Source organism: Streptomyces ortus, from assembly GCF_026341275.1.
Taxonomy (GTDB): domain Bacteria; phylum Actinomycetota; class Actinomycetes; order Streptomycetales; family Streptomycetaceae; genus Streptomyces; species Streptomyces ortus.
On record NZ_JAIFZO010000001.1, the window covers coordinates 315,016 to 330,490 of the forward strand.

General features: G+C 71.7%; 16 protein-coding genes and 1 pseudogene. 7 read left to right on the forward strand and 10 right to left on the reverse strand.

All coding sequences use genetic code 11. The features are described 5' to 3' along the window. Positions 1 to 42: 42 nt before the first annotated feature. Entirely contained in the window at positions 43 to 1,128 is a 1,086-nt protein-coding gene (locus K3769_RS01210; RefSeq protein WP_267024526.1) for a WD40/YVTN/BNR-like repeat-containing protein, read from the reverse strand. 212 nt (positions 1,129 to 1,340) lie between these two features. On the opposite strand from K3769_RS01210, the gene K3769_RS01215 reads away from it, so the two are divergent. Together K3769_RS01215 and K3769_RS01220 are read left to right on the forward strand one after the other, a co-directional pair. Continuing rightward, positions 1,341 to 1,910, forward strand: coding sequence for an Rv1733c family protein (locus K3769_RS01215; RefSeq protein ID WP_267024527.1), 570 nt, complete (start codon positions 1,341 to 1,343; stop codon positions 1,908 to 1,910). Between the two features lie 100 nt (positions 1,911 to 2,010). Then, a complete protein-coding gene (locus K3769_RS01220; protein ID WP_267024528.1) occupies positions 2,011 to 2,757 on the forward strand; it encodes an SDR family oxidoreductase in 747 nt (248 codons plus the stop codon). A gap of 36 nt (positions 2,758 to 2,793) precedes the next feature. Here the strand turns inward: K3769_RS01220 and K3769_RS01225 are convergent, their stop codons facing one another. After that, complete coding sequence (locus K3769_RS01225) at positions 2,794 to 3,873, reverse strand: NADH:flavin oxidoreductase/NADH oxidase (RefSeq protein WP_267024529.1); 1,080 nt, start codon at positions 3,871 to 3,873, stop codon at positions 2,794 to 2,796. Between the two features lie 155 nt (positions 3,874 to 4,028). On the opposite strand from K3769_RS01225, the gene K3769_RS01230 reads away from it, so the two are divergent. Further along, on the forward strand, positions 4,029 to 4,388 hold the full coding sequence (locus tag K3769_RS01230) for an ArsR/SmtB family transcription factor (RefSeq protein WP_267024530.1): 360 nt from the start codon (positions 4,029 to 4,031) through the stop codon (positions 4,386 to 4,388). On the opposite strand, the pseudogene K3769_RS01235 reads toward K3769_RS01230, so the two are convergent. Together K3769_RS01235 and K3769_RS01240 are read right to left on the reverse strand one after the other, a co-directional pair. After that, positions 4,317 to 4,703 (reverse strand): annotated as a pseudogene (locus K3769_RS01235) (solute carrier family 23 protein); the annotation flags it as partial. The gene K3769_RS01230 and the pseudogene K3769_RS01235 overlap by 72 nt on opposite strands. Before the next feature lie 51 nt (positions 4,704 to 4,754). Then, on the reverse strand, positions 4,755 to 6,125 hold the full coding sequence (locus K3769_RS01240) for an FAD-dependent oxidoreductase (protein ID WP_267024531.1): 1,371 nt from the start codon (positions 6,123 to 6,125) through the stop codon (positions 4,755 to 4,757). Positions 6,126 to 6,351: 226 nt separating this feature from the next. On the opposite strand from K3769_RS01240, the gene K3769_RS01245 reads away from it, so the two are divergent. Beyond that, the gene (locus K3769_RS01245; protein ID WP_267024532.1) at positions 6,352 to 6,825 is read left to right on the forward strand and encodes a DUF6214 family protein; all 474 of its coding nucleotides are present in this window, start codon (positions 6,352 to 6,354) and stop codon (positions 6,823 to 6,825) included. A gap of 33 nt (positions 6,826 to 6,858) precedes the next feature. Here the strand turns inward: K3769_RS01245 and K3769_RS01250 are convergent, their stop codons facing one another. Next, on the reverse strand, positions 6,859 to 7,518 hold the full coding sequence (locus K3769_RS01250; RefSeq protein ID WP_267024533.1) for a DUF305 domain-containing protein: 660 nt from the start codon (positions 7,516 to 7,518) through the stop codon (positions 6,859 to 6,861). 210 nt (positions 7,519 to 7,728) lie between these two features. Here K3769_RS01250 and K3769_RS01255 point away from each other — a divergent pair, with 210 nt between their 5' ends. Then, on the forward strand, positions 7,729 to 9,231 hold the full coding sequence (locus tag K3769_RS01255; RefSeq protein WP_267024534.1) for an LVIVD repeat-containing protein: 1,503 nt from the start codon (positions 7,729 to 7,731) through the stop codon (positions 9,229 to 9,231). Here the strand turns inward: K3769_RS01255 and K3769_RS01260 are convergent. Further along, positions 9,219 to 9,944 (reverse strand): TetR/AcrR family transcriptional regulator, encoded by a 726-nt coding sequence (locus K3769_RS01260; RefSeq protein ID WP_267024535.1) that lies wholly within the window; start codon positions 9,942 to 9,944, stop codon positions 9,219 to 9,221. The genes K3769_RS01255 and K3769_RS01260 overlap by 13 nt on opposite strands. Positions 9,945 to 10,191: 247 nt before the next feature. On the opposite strand from K3769_RS01260, the gene K3769_RS01265 reads away from it, so the two are divergent. After that, positions 10,192 to 10,437, forward strand: coding sequence for a DUF2630 family protein (locus K3769_RS01265; protein ID WP_267024536.1), 246 nt, complete (start codon positions 10,192 to 10,194; stop codon positions 10,435 to 10,437). Between the two features lie 58 nt (positions 10,438 to 10,495). On the opposite strand, the gene K3769_RS01270 is transcribed toward K3769_RS01265, so the two are convergent. The 3 genes from K3769_RS01270 to K3769_RS01280 all read right to left on the reverse strand — a co-directional run bounded on the left by K3769_RS01270 (position 10,496) and on the right by K3769_RS01280 (position 13,048). Beyond that, positions 10,496 to 11,191 (reverse strand): HAD family hydrolase, encoded by a 696-nt coding sequence (locus tag K3769_RS01270; protein WP_267024537.1) that lies wholly within the window; start codon positions 11,189 to 11,191, stop codon positions 10,496 to 10,498. A 100-nt stretch (positions 11,192 to 11,291) separates the two neighbouring features. Beyond that, positions 11,292 to 12,527, reverse strand: coding sequence for an epoxide hydrolase family protein (locus tag K3769_RS01275; protein WP_267024538.1), 1,236 nt, complete (start codon positions 12,525 to 12,527; stop codon positions 11,292 to 11,294). 56 nt (positions 12,528 to 12,583) lie between these two features. Then, the gene (locus K3769_RS01280; protein WP_267024539.1) at positions 12,584 to 13,048 is read right to left on the reverse strand and encodes an Lrp/AsnC family transcriptional regulator; all 465 of its coding nucleotides are present in this window, start codon (positions 13,046 to 13,048) and stop codon (positions 12,584 to 12,586) included. Positions 13,049 to 13,127: 79 nt separating this feature from the next. On the opposite strand from K3769_RS01280, the gene K3769_RS01285 reads away from it, so the two are divergent. Further along, a complete protein-coding gene (locus K3769_RS01285; protein ID WP_267024540.1) occupies positions 13,128 to 14,240 on the forward strand; it encodes a Glu/Leu/Phe/Val dehydrogenase dimerization domain-containing protein in 1,113 nt (370 codons plus the stop codon). On the opposite strand, the gene K3769_RS01290 is transcribed toward K3769_RS01285, so the two are convergent. Then, positions 14,227 to 15,471: a vWA domain-containing protein gene (locus K3769_RS01290; protein WP_308216258.1), complete on the reverse strand. Its 1,245-nt coding sequence runs from the start codon at positions 15,469 to 15,471 to the stop codon at positions 14,227 to 14,229. The genes K3769_RS01285 and K3769_RS01290 overlap by 14 nt on opposite strands. Between the last annotated feature and the right edge of the window lie 4 nt (positions 15,472 to 15,475).

The following is a 15,475-nucleotide window of genomic DNA, read 5'->3' on the forward strand; positions in this document are numbered from 1 at the left end:
TGACGCCCGCCCGGGTGCGGGAGGCCGACCGTGTGTGCGCGCTCAATCGATCACCGCGGCCCGTACGCAGAGCACGTCCGGCAGATGGGACGCCAGCTGCTGCCAGGAGTCGCCGTCGTCGGCCGACGCGAACACCTCTCCGTTGCGGTTGCCGAAGTACACACCCGCCGGGTCCGCGCCGTCCGTGCACAGGGCGTCCCGCAGCACCGTGCCGTAGTGGTCCCCCCGCGGCAGCCCCGCGGCCAGCGGCTCCCAGCTCTTGCCCGCGTCCGCCGTGCGGAAGACACGACATCGGCGGTCGGCCGGGACCCGGTCGGAGTCGGCGTTGATGGGGAACACGTACGCGGTGTCGCCGCGGTGGGGGTGCGCGGCCACGGCGAAGCCGAACGTGGACGGCAGGCCCTCGCCGATGTCCGTCCAGTGCGCCCCCGCGTCGTCGCTGCGGTACACCCCCCAGTGGTTCTGCAGATAGAGCCGGTCGGCTGTGGCCGCGTCCTGTGCGACCTTGTGGACGCACTGGCCGAACTCCGGGTCCGGGTCGGGCAGGAACACCGCCGAGACCCCCGAGTTGGACGGCGCCCAGCTCTGCCCGCCGTCCGCCGTACGGAAGACGCCTGCCGTGGAGACGGCGACCGTCACCGCCCCCGGATCACGGGCGTCCGTCAGGATCGTGTGCAGCCCCTCACCACCGCCGCCCGGCACCCACCGCGAGCGGGTGGGGTGCTCCCAGAGCGGGCGGACGAGCTCGAAGGACTCGCCGCGGTCCGCCGAGCGGTACAGCGCGGCGGGCTCCGTGCCCGCGTACACCACGTCCGGCTCGGCCGCCGCCGGGTGCAGCTGCCAGACGCGCTCCAGCGAAGCACCCGTGTCCTGGGGGAACTTGACGGCCGCCTTGGCCGGTTCGGTCCAGGTGCGCCCCAGGTCGTCGGAGTGGAACACCGACGGGCCCCAGTGCGCGCTGTCACCTCCCACGAGCAGTCTCGGCACGTCACGACGGGTGTCGATGGCGACCGAATAGACCGCCTGGGCGTTGAAGTACGGGCTGTCGTCGAACTCCCACGCGCCGCCGCGCCGCCGCCCGACGAACAGTCCTTTGCGCGTGCCAACCGTGAGCAGAACCTCGGTCATGCCGATCCACCTCCGGACGTCGTTGTCTCAGCTGTCGGCCAGTCTGCACCCCACCACTGACAGTCACCCCTGGACGGCATATCGGTGCAGGTCAGGGCGATTCCCAGGACGGGGGGCGGCGCGGCGGCGAAGGGGCGCGGATCCCGTGAGCAACCGGGCGGCCTCTCCCGTATGGGAGGGGGTCAGGTGTGCGCGTGCGGAGAGGGGCCCCGATGGCGGCGGTGCGTGGTCCGAGGGCGTTGCTGTGGCGATGGTGGCCCAATCCGCTGCGGCGGCGCAGCGACCGGATCGAGGCCTGGACCCTGCTCACCGTCTGGCTCCTCGCCCTCCTCGCGGGGACGCCGGCGGGTCTGTGGGCGACCCGGTCGGTCGAGCTCGGTCTCGCGCGCGAGCGTGCCGAATGGCGTCCGGTGACCGCGCTGCTCACCGAGCGCGCGCCCGGCACGGCCTCCGGTTCCGAGCGGGTGTGGGCCGAGGTCCGCTGGTCCGTCGCGGACGGGCGCGCCCACCGGGGGCAGACCCGGGTCGAACCGGGCAGTGCGGCGGGGGCCCCGGTCACCGTGTGGACCGACCCCCAGGGGCGCATGGTCACCAGGCCCCCCACGGAGGCCCAGGCGAGCCTGCGGGCGGGACTGATCGGCATCCTGGTGGGGACGAGCGCGGCGCTCGTGCCCCTCGCGGGCGGGCGGCTGGTCTCGGAGCGCCTGCAGCGGCGGCGGCTGGAGCAGTGGGACACGGAATGGGAGCGGGTCGGCCCCCAGTGGAGGTGGAAGACCGGCTGAAGCGGCGCCGCCTGTCACAGATCCGGCCCCGGCCCCGTCACCTTGGGGAAGACGTCCGCATCCGACGGACGACAACGGACGACACCGGAAAGGTCGCAGCATGAAGATCGTAGTGATCGGCGGTACCGGGCTCATCGGCTCGAAACTGGTGGACAGGCTCCGGGCGGACGGCCACGACGCCGTCCCGGCCTCCCCGAAGACCGGCGTCGACAGCGTCACCGGCAAGGGCCTCGACGACGCGCTGAAGGGCGCTCAGGTCGTCGTGGACGTGTCGAACTCACCCTCCTTCGAGGACAGCGCCGTGCTGGAGTTCTTCCGTACGTCCACGGGCAACCTGCTGGCGGCCGAGGCCGAGGCGGGCGTCGGACACCACGTCGCCCTGTCGGTCGTGGGCAGCGACGCCCTGCCCGCTTCGGGCTACCTGCGCGCCAAGGTCGTCCAGGAGGAGCTGATCAAGGGGTCCGGGATCGCGTACTCGATCGTGCGTGCCACGCAGTTCTTCGAGTTCGTGAAGGGCATCGCGGCCGGGTCCACCGAGGGCGACACGGTCCGGCTGCCCTCCTCGCTCCTCCAGCCCCTCGCCTCCGACGACGTGGTCGCGGCCGTCGCCCGGGTCGCCGTGGCGGCTCCGCTGAACGGCACCACCGAGGTGGCGGGCCCCGAGGAGCTGCGCCTCGACGAGTTCGTCCGCACGGGCCTGGCGGCCGAGAAGGACCCGCGCGAGGTCGTCACCGACGAGTCCGTGGGCTACTTCGGCGCGCACGTCCAGGGGCGCGAGCTGCTGCCGGGCCCCGGGGCCCACCTCGCCGGGACCCGCTTCGCGGACTGGCTCGCCGGCCGCCGGTAGCCCCCGACCGGGGGCGGGCCGGGGGGGCGGACCCCGTCAGACCGAACGGTGGTACTGGTCCGGTACGTGCACGGAGTCCCCGAGTTCGCGGGCCGCGTGCCTGGCCCACGAGGGATTGCGCAGCAGCTCCCGGCCGAGCAGCACGGCGTCCGCCTCACCGTTGGCGAGGATCTTCTCGGCCTGCTCGACCTCGGTGATGAGACCGACCGCGGCGACCGCCATGGAGGTCTCGTTCCTGATGCGTGCGGCGAAGGGGACCTGGTAGCCGGGCCCGACCGGGATGCGTACCCCGGACGCGTTGCCGCCCGTGGACACGTCGACCAGGTCGACACCGTGGGCGGTCAGCTCGGCGGCGAGGCGGACCGTGTCGTCGGCCGTCCAGCCGTTCTCCTCCAGCCAGTCGGTGGCCGAGATACGGAAGAACAGGGGCTTGTCGGCGGGCCACACCTCACGCACGGCGTCGGTGACCTCGAGGGCGAAACGCACCCGGTTCTCGAACGAGCCGCCGTAGGTGTCCGTGCGCCGGTTGGAGTGCGGCGAGAGGAATTCGCCGATCAGGTAGCCGTGCGCGCCGTGGATCTCGGCGATCTCGAAGCCGGCGTCCAGCGCGCGCCGCGCGGCGTCGGCGAACTGGCCGACGACCTCGCGGATGCCGTCCGTCGTCAGTTCGGTCGGCACCGGGTGGGTCTCGTCGAAGGCGAGGGGGCTCGGGGCGACCGCCTGCCAGCCGTACGCGTCGGGTCCGACCGGCGCGCCGCCCGTCCAGGGGCGGTCCGTGGAGGCCTTGCGGCCGGCGTGCGCGAGCTGGATCGCGGGAACCGTGCCCTGCGACACCAGGAAGCGCGTGATCCGCCGGAACGCCTCGACCTGGGTGTCGTTCCAGATCCCCAGGTCGTACGGTGAGATCCGGCCCTCGGCGCTGACCGCGGTGGCCTCGACGATGATCAGTCCCGCTCCGCCGGCGGCCCGCGCCCCGTAGTGCTGGAGGTGCCAGTCGTTCGGCGCGCCGACCTCGGGGCCCTCCGGCGCGGCCGAGTACTGGCACATCGGCGGCATCCAGACCCGGTTCGGGACGGTCAGCTCGCGCAGGGTGTAGGGCTCGAACAGGGCGCTCACGGCGGACTCCGATCATGGTGGGGCCAAGTGGTCGACTCGTACGATAGACATCGTAGTACGGCGGATGTCAAACTACGAGAGTTCTCGTACAATGGGCAGCCCCGGGAAGAGCTCCGGACCCGACGTACTGGAGCATCCGAATCACTGGAGCCGCCGTGACGACCGCCGCCCCGACCGGCAGCAGCCGCGACCTGCCGCACCCGCAGCACGCGGAGATCCGGCTGGAGGCCGTGCTGCACGCGCTCTCCGACCCGCTGCGGCTCCAGGTCGTGCGGGAGCTCGCCGCCGACGGCGACGAGCTCTCCTGTTCGCACTTCGACCTGCCCGTCACCAAGTCCACCACCACGCACCACTTCCGGGTGCTGCGCGAGGCGGGGGTGATCCGGCAGATCTACCGGGGCACCGCCAAGATGAACGGGCTGCGCCGGGACGACCTGGAAGGCCTCTTTCCGGGGCTTCTCGACAGCGTCCTCGCCGCCGCCGCCCGTCAGGCCGCCCGGCTCGGGGGCCGCTGAACCGGCCCGGGCGGGAATCACGGAGGTCTTCGCGCCGGCGGGGACCTCCGGACCGCCTCTCGCCGCAAGGTGGTTGAAGAGCAGGTTCAGCACGATCGCGGTGAGGCAGCCCGCACTGATCCCGCTGTTCACCACCGTCCGGAACCCGTCGGGGAACTTCTCGTACACCGTCGGAACGCCGACCGGCAGCATGCCCACGGCCACCGAGACGGCCACCACGGTCAGGTTGTCGTCGCCCCTGAAGTCCACCTGCGCCGGCGTCCGCAGACCGCTCACGGCGACCGTGCCGAACAGGACCAGACCCGCGCCGCCGATTGTTGATTCCAAGGGTGTTGCCGGTGGGTGTCCTGCCCGGAGCCGCGCCTGTCAAAGGGGTCCGTCGGCCCCGGCCGCCCGCATCAGAGCCTGCCAGTCGGGGAGTTTGACCACGCTCCTGCCCAGGGAGGCGCCCAGGGCGGCTTCCGCGCGTTCGATCGACTGCCAGCCCGACCAGTCGACCGGACGCAGACCCTCGGACCGAAGGGCGGCCAGCGGGTCGGACGCGATCTCACGGCGTACGAGGGCGGGGGCGTCGTCCAGGAGGGACGTCACCGTCTCCTTCGCGCAGGGGCGGTTGGTGCCGATGACGCCGGTCGGGCCACGCTTGATCCAGCCGGCCACGTACTCGCCGGGCGCGACCGAGCCCGCCCGCAGGACGCGGCCCGCGAGATGCGGGACGGTACCGCGGTCCGCGTCGAACGGCAGCCCTTCCAGCGCGACCCCGCGGTAGCCGACCGAGCGCAGGACCAACTGGGCCCCGATGTCCTCGTACCGCCCTGTGCCCGTCACGCCGCCGAGGCCGTCCGGGAGGGTCCGTTCGAAGCGGACCGTGCCCACGCGCCCGTCGCCCGCCGGAAGCAGGGCGACCGGCCGCAGGAAGAAGCGGAGCCGGATCCGCCGGGAGCCGAAGGACCGCGGACGCTCGGCCCACCCGCGCAGCACCTCGACGTTGCGTCGCTGCGCGGCGGGCAGGGCGGAGGGGTCCAGGTACGCGGGATCGAGCGCCAGCTCCGCCGGATCCACCACGACGTCGGTGTCCGGCAGGGCGCCCAGCTCCCGCAGTTCCCTGGTGGTGAAGCGGGCCTGCGAGGGGCCGCGTCGCCCCACCGTCCAGATCTCCCGCACCCGGCTGGCGGACAGCGCGTCGAGTGCCGCCTGGGGCATGTCGGTCGCGCTCAGTTCCGCGGCGCCGCGGGCCAGGATCCGGGTCACGTCCACCGCCACGTTCCCCACGCCGATGACGACCGCCGCCCGCGCGCCCGCCACGAAACCGTCCGCTGCGAACCTGTCGGACGCGACGTCCGGGTGCGCGCTGTACCAGGACACGAAGTCGGTCGCCGACCAGCTGCCGGGCAGCTCCTCGCCCGGCACTCCCAGGCGCCGGTCGGCGGCGGCGCCCACGCAGTACACGACCGCGTGGTAGAGGTCCCGGAGCCGGGCGGCGGGCACTCCCTGCGGGCCGACCCGGACTCCGCCGAGGAACCGCACCCGTTCGTGCTCCAGAACCGTACGCAGCGTGCCCTGCAACGACTTGATCTTCTCGTGGTCGGGCGCCACCCCATAGCGCACCAGGCCGTACGGGCACGGCAGCCGGTCCAGCACGTCCACCCGGATCCCGGGCACCCGCTCCTGCTGGACGAGACCCTGTGCGGCGTACACCCCGCTCGGTCCCGAGCCGACGACGGCGACCTGCAGCACGGCACAACCCCTTCCCCGAGGAGAACGAGAAGCTCGCTGGTGCTTCCAGCATCGCACCGCACCGCGCGCCCGGGGAGGGGCCGGGGCGGGACGCTGCGCCGACCGTGTGCCGCGCGTGCCACGCGCGCGTGCCTGTCCGTGACGGGTGTGATCATGCGGTTACGTTGCGTATGTGCTGGAAACATCCTTTCTTAATCTTTCTGATCGTGATGAGCCGGACGGGGCGGTGTCCGTACGGCGCGCCTGGGAAGTGCGGGAGAACGACACCGCCACGACGTGGTGCGACGTCCGGCTGAGCTTCGCCGACGGCGCCGGTGTCGACCTGCTCGCGGCGGTGTGCGGGGGGTGCGTCTGCATCGAGGACGTACGCGCCCGGCCCGCCCTCTCCCTCGACGACATGGCGGTGCTCGCGGACTGGATCGAGGGCCCGCTCCTGGAGGCGTGCGGGGGCGCGACCGGGGCGGCGGGCGCCGTGGGCGGTGACGGGAGCGCCGGGAAGCGGCACGCGCGCCCCGCACTGCCGCGCGGTGCCGAGAGCCGCCGCTGGGTCGCCGGCGAGTATCTGGCGGCGCAGCGGGCGGGGCGGGACCCGGTGCTCGCGGTGATGTCCGCGACGGGGCACAGCAGGCGGCGGTCGCTCAGCCTGATCGCGGGGGCACGGGACGCGGGTTTCCTCACACCCCGCCACATCCGCCGCTGACGCACCGCGAGAGGCGCCCCCGGAAGGGGCGTGTCACATGTCGCGCATCCTGCTGATCTCGCTCGTCTGCTGGGCGATCACGTCGTCGGCCATTTCGCCGATCTGGATGTTGTTGCCCTGGGAGAGGACGTCCGTGGCCATGGTGATCGCCCCGTTGTGATGGGTGATCATCAGCTTCAGGAACAGCTCGTCGAACGCCTTGCCCTTCGCCGCGCGCAACGTCTTGAGCTGCGCCTCGGTCGCCATGCCCGGCATCACGTCGTGGTGGTGTTTCCCGGACTCCTTGCCGCTCTTCTTGTCGCCGCCGTGGTTCTTGAGCCAGGCCTTCATCGTCTCGACCTCCGGCCCCTGGGAGGCGGCGATCCGCTCGGCGAGCCGTTTCACCGGCGTCGACGAGGCCTGCTTCGGGGCGAGTCCGGTCATCTCGATGGCCTGGGTGTGATGCTCGATCATCATCCGGGCGTAGTCGAGGTCCGCCGAGTTGGGTGTGTCGTCGTCGGAGCGCTGCTTCGCGGCGTCCGCGGCGGACAGCGTCTCGGCCGTCTCGCCCGGTTTGCCCGGCGCGATCACCGAAGGGCCCGTGTCCGGCGCGGACTTGGCCTCGTCGTCGGAGCCGGTGCAGCCGCCCAGTGCGAGAACGGCGGCCGTCACGGACGCCGTGATCAGACGGCGGGACGTACGGCGAGCGGGCACAGTGACCTCCTGCGGCACATGAATCGGCTGGCACCTGACGAGTACGGACACCTGGTGAGTGTCGATGACCGTCCTAGCACGCTTCCGCGTGCCAATGATCAAAAACATTCATTACGAATACGTTGCCACCTGTTGATCTGTGCATGCTGAAGACGATACTGCGGAGGTACCTGAACCGTTCGACTGCGAACGGCTACTAGGGAGGACGCAGTGACCCTGTTGAACAATCACCGAACGCGGCGCAGACGTCTGGGAGTTGCCGCCACCGCGGCCGGCCTGCTGGCCGCCCTGCTCACGGCAGGTCCCGCGGTCGCGACCCCCGACCCCGGGGACGCTCCGGTGACTTCGGAGAAGGTCTCCAAGAGCGCGGCGGCCGAGGCCAGAGCCGCGATCGCGAACGGCGAGATACCCGGGCAGGACGAGATCGTCCACTCGGACAACATCCAGCACCTCGCGAACATCCCGAAGGACGCGCTGCCCGGCACCAACTCGGACCTCGCCTTCCAGGGCAAGTACGCGTTCGCCGGCAACTACGACGGCTTCCGGATCTTCGACATCAGCAACCCGAAGGCCCCGAAGACCGTCTCGCAGGTCCTCTGCCCGGGTTCGCAGAACGACATCACCGTCTCCGGTGACCTGCTCTTCCTGTCCACGGACTCCTCGCGCAGCGACAACTCCTGCAGCAGCACCACGCAGCCCGCGACCGAGAAGTCCTCCTGGGAGGGCATGAAGGTCTTCGACATCAGCGACAAGAAGAACCCGAAGTACGTCGCCGCCGTCGAGACCGCCTGCGGCTCCCACACCCACACGCTGGTGCCGGAGCGCAAGAACGTCTACATCTACGTGTCCTCGTACTCGCCGAGCGCCACGTTCCCCGACTGCCAGCCGCCGCACGACGGCATCTCGATCATCAAGGTGCCGCGCAAGGCCCCCGAGAAGGCGGCGGTCGTCAACTTCCCCGTCCTGTTCCCCGGTGAGGGCCCGGACGGCGGCGGCAACCCGGGCGGTCCCACCAACCCGGGCGTCTCCAAGACCACCGGCTGCCACGACATCACCGTGCTGCCCTCCGAGGACCTCGCCGCGGGCGCCTGCATGGGCGACGGCATCCTGTTCTCCATCAAGGACCCGGAGAACCCGAAGATCATCGACCAGGTCCAGGACAACGTGAACTTCGCGTTCTGGCACTCGGCGAGCTTCAACCAGAAGGCGAACAAGGTCGTCTTCACGGACGAGCTGGGCGGCGGCGGCGCGGCCACCTGCAACGAGACCGTGGGCCCGAACCGCGGCGCGGACGGCATCTACGACATCGTCGGCAAGGGCGACAAGCGCAAGCTCGTCTTCAAGAGCTACTTCAAGATCCCGCGCCACCAGGCCGACACCGAGAACTGCGTCGCGCACAACGGCTCGCTGATCCCGGTCAAGGGCAAGGACATCATGGTCCAGGCCTGGTACCAGGGCGGCATCTCCGTCTGGGACTTCACCAACTCCTCGAAGCCCAAGGAGATCGCCTACTTCGAGCGCGGTCCGCTGAGCACCACGACCATGGTCACCGGCGGCTCCTGGTCCGCGTACTACTACAACGGCTACATCTACTCGAACGACATCGCCAAGGGCTTCGACGTTCTGAAGATCAATGACCGTCGTACGGACCCGGCGAAGAAGAACCGGCTGGACGAGCTCAACGTCCAGACACAGCCGGACTACTTCGACTGACCGGCCCCGTCCGTCTCCTGGTTCGCCACGCCACCGTGACCGGGGCCCTCTTCCGGCTCGCGGCTCCCGGGGGCGAAGAACCGTGAGAGATCCGCGTGGTACGTCCCGCCGGGCGCTTCGGCGTCCGGCGGGGCACCCCGCTCCCAGTCCAGCCCGTAACGACGGAACAGCTCGGCCCTCAGCACCGGCACCGGCATCGGGACCCCGGGCACCAGGGCCGCGTACACCGCGCCCATCAGCAGCGCCCGCAGCATCGGATAGTCGGCGGCGGTGTCCGGCGAGCCGTACCGGGACATGGTCTCGCTCAGCAGCTCGGCCAGCCGGCGCTGCTCCGGACACTGCTTGAACCCCTCGCCCTGCAGGATGCCCGCCATGTGCTGGCGCATCACCACCGGATGGTCCCGGGCGAGGCCCAGAATCGCGTCGATGGCCCGCGCCATCCGCTCCTGCCCGTCCTCGGTGCGCGGCTCGCGCTCCAGCGCCTCGTCCAGCGTGCGGTGCATCAGCCGGTGCACGGCGGACTGGACGAGCAGGCGCTTACCGGGGAAGTAGTACGAGACGAGACCACGCGCGGAGCCCGCGCGGTCCGCGATGTCGCCCAGTGTCGTGGCGTCGTATCCCCGCTCGCCGACGAGCTCCAGAGCCGCCCGCAGAAGCCTCTCGCGGGAACGCCGCCGCAACTCTTCATTGACCGATGCGCTGCGAGGGGACATCCTATGTACTCCTGCGTTGACTGGCTGCCAGCCAACTATACTCAGGGCGTCCGGGCCGGTCCCCTCGGGGACCACTTCCGGGCTGCCGTCCGTCCGGGGCGACGCGGGGGATCGTCCCGGGCGGTCGGCAAGGAAACGGCGCGCCTCTCTGAGGCGCCTGCCGGGGGGCCGATCCGCCGTTCGGCGCTGTCGCCGAGCCCCCGTCCGCTGCTTACAGTGGGCAGGAGTGCCGAGGAGGCGTACATCCATGGATCAAGAGCAGATCCTTACCAGGATCACGGCGATGGTCGACGACGAACGCGCACTCCGGGACGCCCTCGCGTCCGGGAAGATCGACAGCGCGACCGAACAGGAACGGCTCGGCCAACTGGAACGCGATCTCGACCAGTGCTGGGACCTGCTGCGTCAGCGGCGCGCGAAGTCCGAGTTCGGCGAGAACCCCGACGACGCGCGCGTACGGCCGTCGTCGCAGGTCGAGGGTTACCAGAGCTGAGCGGAGGACCGGGAGACCCGGCGCGGACCGGGTGAACCGGGCGCGGACGCGGTGCCGGTCAGGTGCGGACCAGGTCCAGCACCGGCCGTAGTCCGTTCGGCCGGTCGGTCACCGGCAGATGGTCGACGAAGTGCACCCCGCATCCCAGGGTCGCCGCCCCGCCGTCCGCCAGCCGGTCGTCCCCGACCATCAGGGTGTCGCGCGGATCGGCCCCGAGCGCGTCGCAGGCGGTCGCGAAGAGCCGGGCGTCCGGCTTCTGGACCCCGTGCTCGTACGACAGGACGTAGGTCCCCACGTACGCGTCGAGGCCGTGCGCCCGGAACACGGGCCGCAGATCCCAGCCGATGTTGCTGACCACCCCGATCGCGACCCCGCGGTCGCGCAGCGTGTGCAGTACATCGATCGCGTCGGCGTACGGACGCCAGGCGGCCGGGTCCATGTGCCGGTCGTATAGCGCGTCGTACAGCTCCTCGGCGGGCAGCGCCACCCTGCGGCAGGCTCCGGTGTACGCGGCCCGGTGCGCCTCGGCGCTCTCGTCGCGGATGCCCCACAGCGTGGTCAGCTCCGGCGGCACCGGCCCCCGGTGCGGCGCCCCGCCGGGCAGCGCGCCCGCCGCCTCCAGTTCCTTCGCCGCCCGGAGCAGCTCCTGCTCCGGCAGGGACATTCCGGCGTCGGCCAGTACGGCGCGCAGCCAGCTCTCGGTGGATTCGATACGGAAGAGGGTTCCGGAGAAGTCGAACAACACGGCAGCCATGCGGGGGAAGTTACCCGCCTGGCGGTTCGGATATGTCCTTCCGTGTCCCGCCGCCCCTGGTCAGAGCGGTGCCGCTGCGGCGGCTGTCGCCGCCGGGTCCTCAGGGCCTGCGGCCCCGGAAGGTGCGGCGCAGGTCGTCCACCCAGGCGTCGGGGTTCTCCCACGGGATGAAGTGCCCGCCGCGGTCATGGGCGTTGACGTTGACGTGGTTGAACCAGGCGGCCTGCGGGCCGTTCTCGAACGCCCGGACGCGCTCCTCGGCGGTGTGGATGCCGGGCGGGTTCTCGTACGTGACGAAGGTCAGGCCGACCGGGGCCTGTACGACCGGGCTGCGGTCGTGCGAGGGCGCCCACGGGTAGCGGTTGGCGTTGGCGTAGTAACGCATCGACGTGGCGATGGAGTTGTTCACCCAGTAGATCGTGGCGTGGGTGAGCAGGTCGTCCCTGGTGAAGACGGACTCGATGTCGCCGCCGTTGTCGCTCCAGGAGTTCCAGCGTTCCAGCAGCCAGGCGAGCAGCCCGGCGGGCGAGTCGCTCAGCCCGTGGGCCAGGGTGGCGCCGTCGAGCATGTGCACGGCGAGGTGGGACGCCGAGCGGTGGTCCAGCTCGACGACACGGGCGCGGACGTCGGCCGGCTGGTCGTCGGTGAGGGGCCGGTTCCGGGCGAAGTCCCAGGCGCGGGGGCCGGTGAAGAAGTCCAGCGGCAGCCCGGAGCCGATGTGGACGCCGTACAGCTCGTCGGCGTACTTGTGGCCGAGCTGGCTGGAGACGATCCCGCCGATGTCACAGCCCCCGGCCGCGTACTTCTCGTACCCCAGGGTCTGGGTCATCAGGGTGTGCCAGAGGTCGGAGACCTTCCAGAAGTTGACGTCCGGGAAGCCGGTGAGGGGGCCGGGGAAACCGAAGCCGGGCAGGGACGGCACGATGACGTCGAACGCGTCGGCGGGATCACCGCCGAACGCGGCCGGGTCGGCGAGCGGGCCGATCACCTTCGACCAGTGCCAGAACGTCCACGGCCAGCCGTGCGTGAGGATCAGCGGGACCGGGCGGGGGCCGCGGCCCGGCTCGCGCATGAAGTGCACCGGGACGCCGGCGACCTCCACGCGGTAGTGCTCGTGGATGTTGATCGCGGCCTCCGCCCTGCGCCAGTCGTAGCCGTCCCGCCAGTGGGCGACCAGCTCACGCAGATAGCCGTCCGGGACGCCGTAGGACCAGTCCGCGTTCGCCTCGTCCAGCGGCGGACGGGTCGAGGCGAGACGGGCGCGCAGGTCGTCGAGGACCTCGTCGGCCACGTGGATCGGGGTGGGCTGCAGGGGGAAGCTGCGCGCGGTGGTCATGGCATGAGTCCTATGGGTCGGTCGGGTCGGGCGGCCCGCACGCTGCCGGTGCGCACCTACTCGGCGGGTGGCAGCGGGCCGAGGACCGGATTGGTCAGATGCTGGTAGATGATCGAGGTGCGGAAGGCGACGATCTCGCGGCGGTTGGTGAACTGGTCCAGGAGAAAGGCGTGCAGGTGGTCGATGTCCTGGGCCGTGACATGCACGAGGAAGTCGTCGCTCCCGGCCATCGTGTACACCGAGACGACCTCCGGCAGTTGCGTCACCGACCGCTCGAACGCGGTGACGACGTCCCGTCGCAGCGGGCGTACCTGTGTGAACACCATCGCCTGGACCGAGCGGTTGAGGGCCTTGAAGGAGACCTCGGCACGGTAGCCCTGGATGATGCCGCGCCGCTGCAGGAGCCTCGTGCGTTCCAGACAGGTGGAGGGGGCGATGCCGAGCTTCCCGGCGAGGGCGCGGTTGGACTGCCGACCGTCGGCCTGCAGTTCGCGCACGATCGCCGAATCAAGTTCGTCCACGGCTTCCTCCCCTGCCCGCACACCGAATTGAATTCGGTGCCACTCCCGGTGGTCCGCGCAGCAGCCTAGCTTCGGCGCCATGAGTCGAGCATTCGCACATGAAGAGGTCGTCGTACGCCGCGGACGCCGCTCCGGTCTGCCGCTGATCGTCGCCATCCACTCCCGCGCGCTGGGGCCGGCGGCCGGCGGCTGCCGGATGCGCCGCTACGACACCTGGCAGGACGGACTGACCGACGCGCTGCGCCTGTCGGAGGCCATGACGTACAAGTCGGCGGTGGCCGGCCTGGACTTCGGGGGCGGCAAGAGCGTGATCGTCCTGGACCGGGACACCGAAGTCACCCCGGAACTGCGGGAGTCGGCCCTGGAGGACCTGGGCGAGCTGATCGCCTCCTTCGGTGGTTCCTACCGCACCGGCCCGGACATCGGCACCGGCCCCGAGGACATGGAGGTCCTGCGGCGCTTCTCGCCGTACGCGTACTGCGCGCCCGAGGAGCACGGCGGCACCGGTGACTCCGGCGGCCCCACCGCCACCGGTGTCCTCGCCGCTCTGCGGGCCGGCGCGCGGCATGTCTTCGGCGACTCCTCCTGCGCCGGCAGGGCGGTGGTCGTGAGCGGGTTCGGATCGGTCGGCAGCCGGGTCGCGGCGGGCCTGGCCGCCGACGAGGCGCACGTCCTGGTGTCGGACGTGGACCCCTCCCGCAAGGAGGCCGCGCTGGCGAGCGGATACGGGTGGGTCGAGCCCGGCCGGGCCCTGTCGGCACCGGCCGACATCCTCGTTCCGGCCGCCGTGGGCGGGGTGTTCGACGAGGAGAGTGTGCGTCGGCTCACCGCCCCGCTGGTGGTCGGACCGGCCAACAACCAGCTCGCCGACGAGTCGGTCGCCGACGCCCTCGCGGAGCGCGGCATCGTCTGGGTGCCGGACTACGTGGCCGGCGCCGGCGGGGTCGTCTACACGCTCAGCCGGGAGTCGGAGGGCTGCGACCACGAGGCCGCCCTGGAGCGGGTGGAGGGCATCGGCGACACCGTCGCGCACCTCCTCGCCCTCGCACGCACGAGCGGCGAAACCCCGCTGCGGGCGGCCCGACAACTGGCCGACCGCCGCCTGGCGGCGGCGGGCTCCCTGGCGGGGGCGGTGTCGGAGGCGCCGGTGACCGCACGGGCAGCGGGTGCCCGGGCGGTCAGCCGATCGTGACGACCCGTGCCCAGGACGGTGGAGTGTCCGGGACGTAGTCGGGGTTCTCCTCGTCCGCCGCGCGCGCCGGGCGCGGGAAGAGACCGACGACCGTACGGCAGGGCGGTGGCGCGGAGGGCCAGGGGGTCTGGCCGTCCGTGAGGGCGACGATCACGTCGGGGCGCGGCCGGGAGCGCAGCGCCCGCGCGAAACCGGAGCGCAGGTCCGTGCCCCCGCCGCCGACCAGCTCGATGTTCTCCGCCCGGCAGAGCGGCACGGCGACCCCGGCCGCCGCGTCGCAGGAGATCACCGAGACCAGGTCGCGCCGCCCGCCCACCGCCCGCGAGATCGCCGCCACCTCCAGCAACGCGCTGCCCAGTTCGGCGTCGCTCACCGACCCCGAGGTGTCGATCACGACACAGACAGCGGGCGGCGTACGGCGCAGACTCGGCAGCACGACTCCGGGCACACTCGCCGAGCGCCGGGAGGGACGCCGGTAGCTGTGGTTCTCGCCCGCGCCCGGCGCGCCCGCCGCCGCCCGCACCGCCGCACCCAGCAACTGCCGCCACGGCTGCGGCGGTTGGAACGCCTCGTCCGCCCAGCGGCGCCACCCTTGCGGCGCCTCGCCCGGCCGGCCCTTGATCCCCTCCGCGACCCGGAAGCGGACCGCGTCCTGCTGGTGCCTGCTGAGCCCGTGCGCCCCATCGGGTCCCAACTCCCAGGGCCGGTCCTGCCCGTCGGCGCCACTGCCGCAGTCCAGCCAGGCCAGGTCGGCGGCGAGACCGGACAGCGACGCCGTCCCCAGATACTCCTCCATCAACAGCCCGCCCGGCAGCCGCAGCAGGGACGGGAGCACCACCCCGGCGGGCAGCGGCAGACCGTCGCCGTAGATGTCGTCGTTGATCTCGAAATCCGCTGCGATGTTCCGGCGCAGCCTCCCCCAGCCTTCGGACGGGTGGACCCCCGTCTCGCTTCGCTCGCCCGGCCCGAACTCCTCGTGCTGCCGCGCGTACCGCTCGCCCCGGCCGTGGTGGTCCCGGAGCAGATGGGAGACCTCGTGCACCCACACACCCGCCAGTTCCTCCACCGGCATGCGCGCCACGAACCCGGGAGAGACATAACAGCGCCAGTGCGCGTCCACCGCCATCGTCGGCACCGACCGGTCCTCCACCACCCGCAGGGCGAAGAGCGCGTCGGCGAGGTAGGGGCGCACCTTCACCGCGTGCAGCCGGGCGGCCAGCAACTTCTCCATGTCC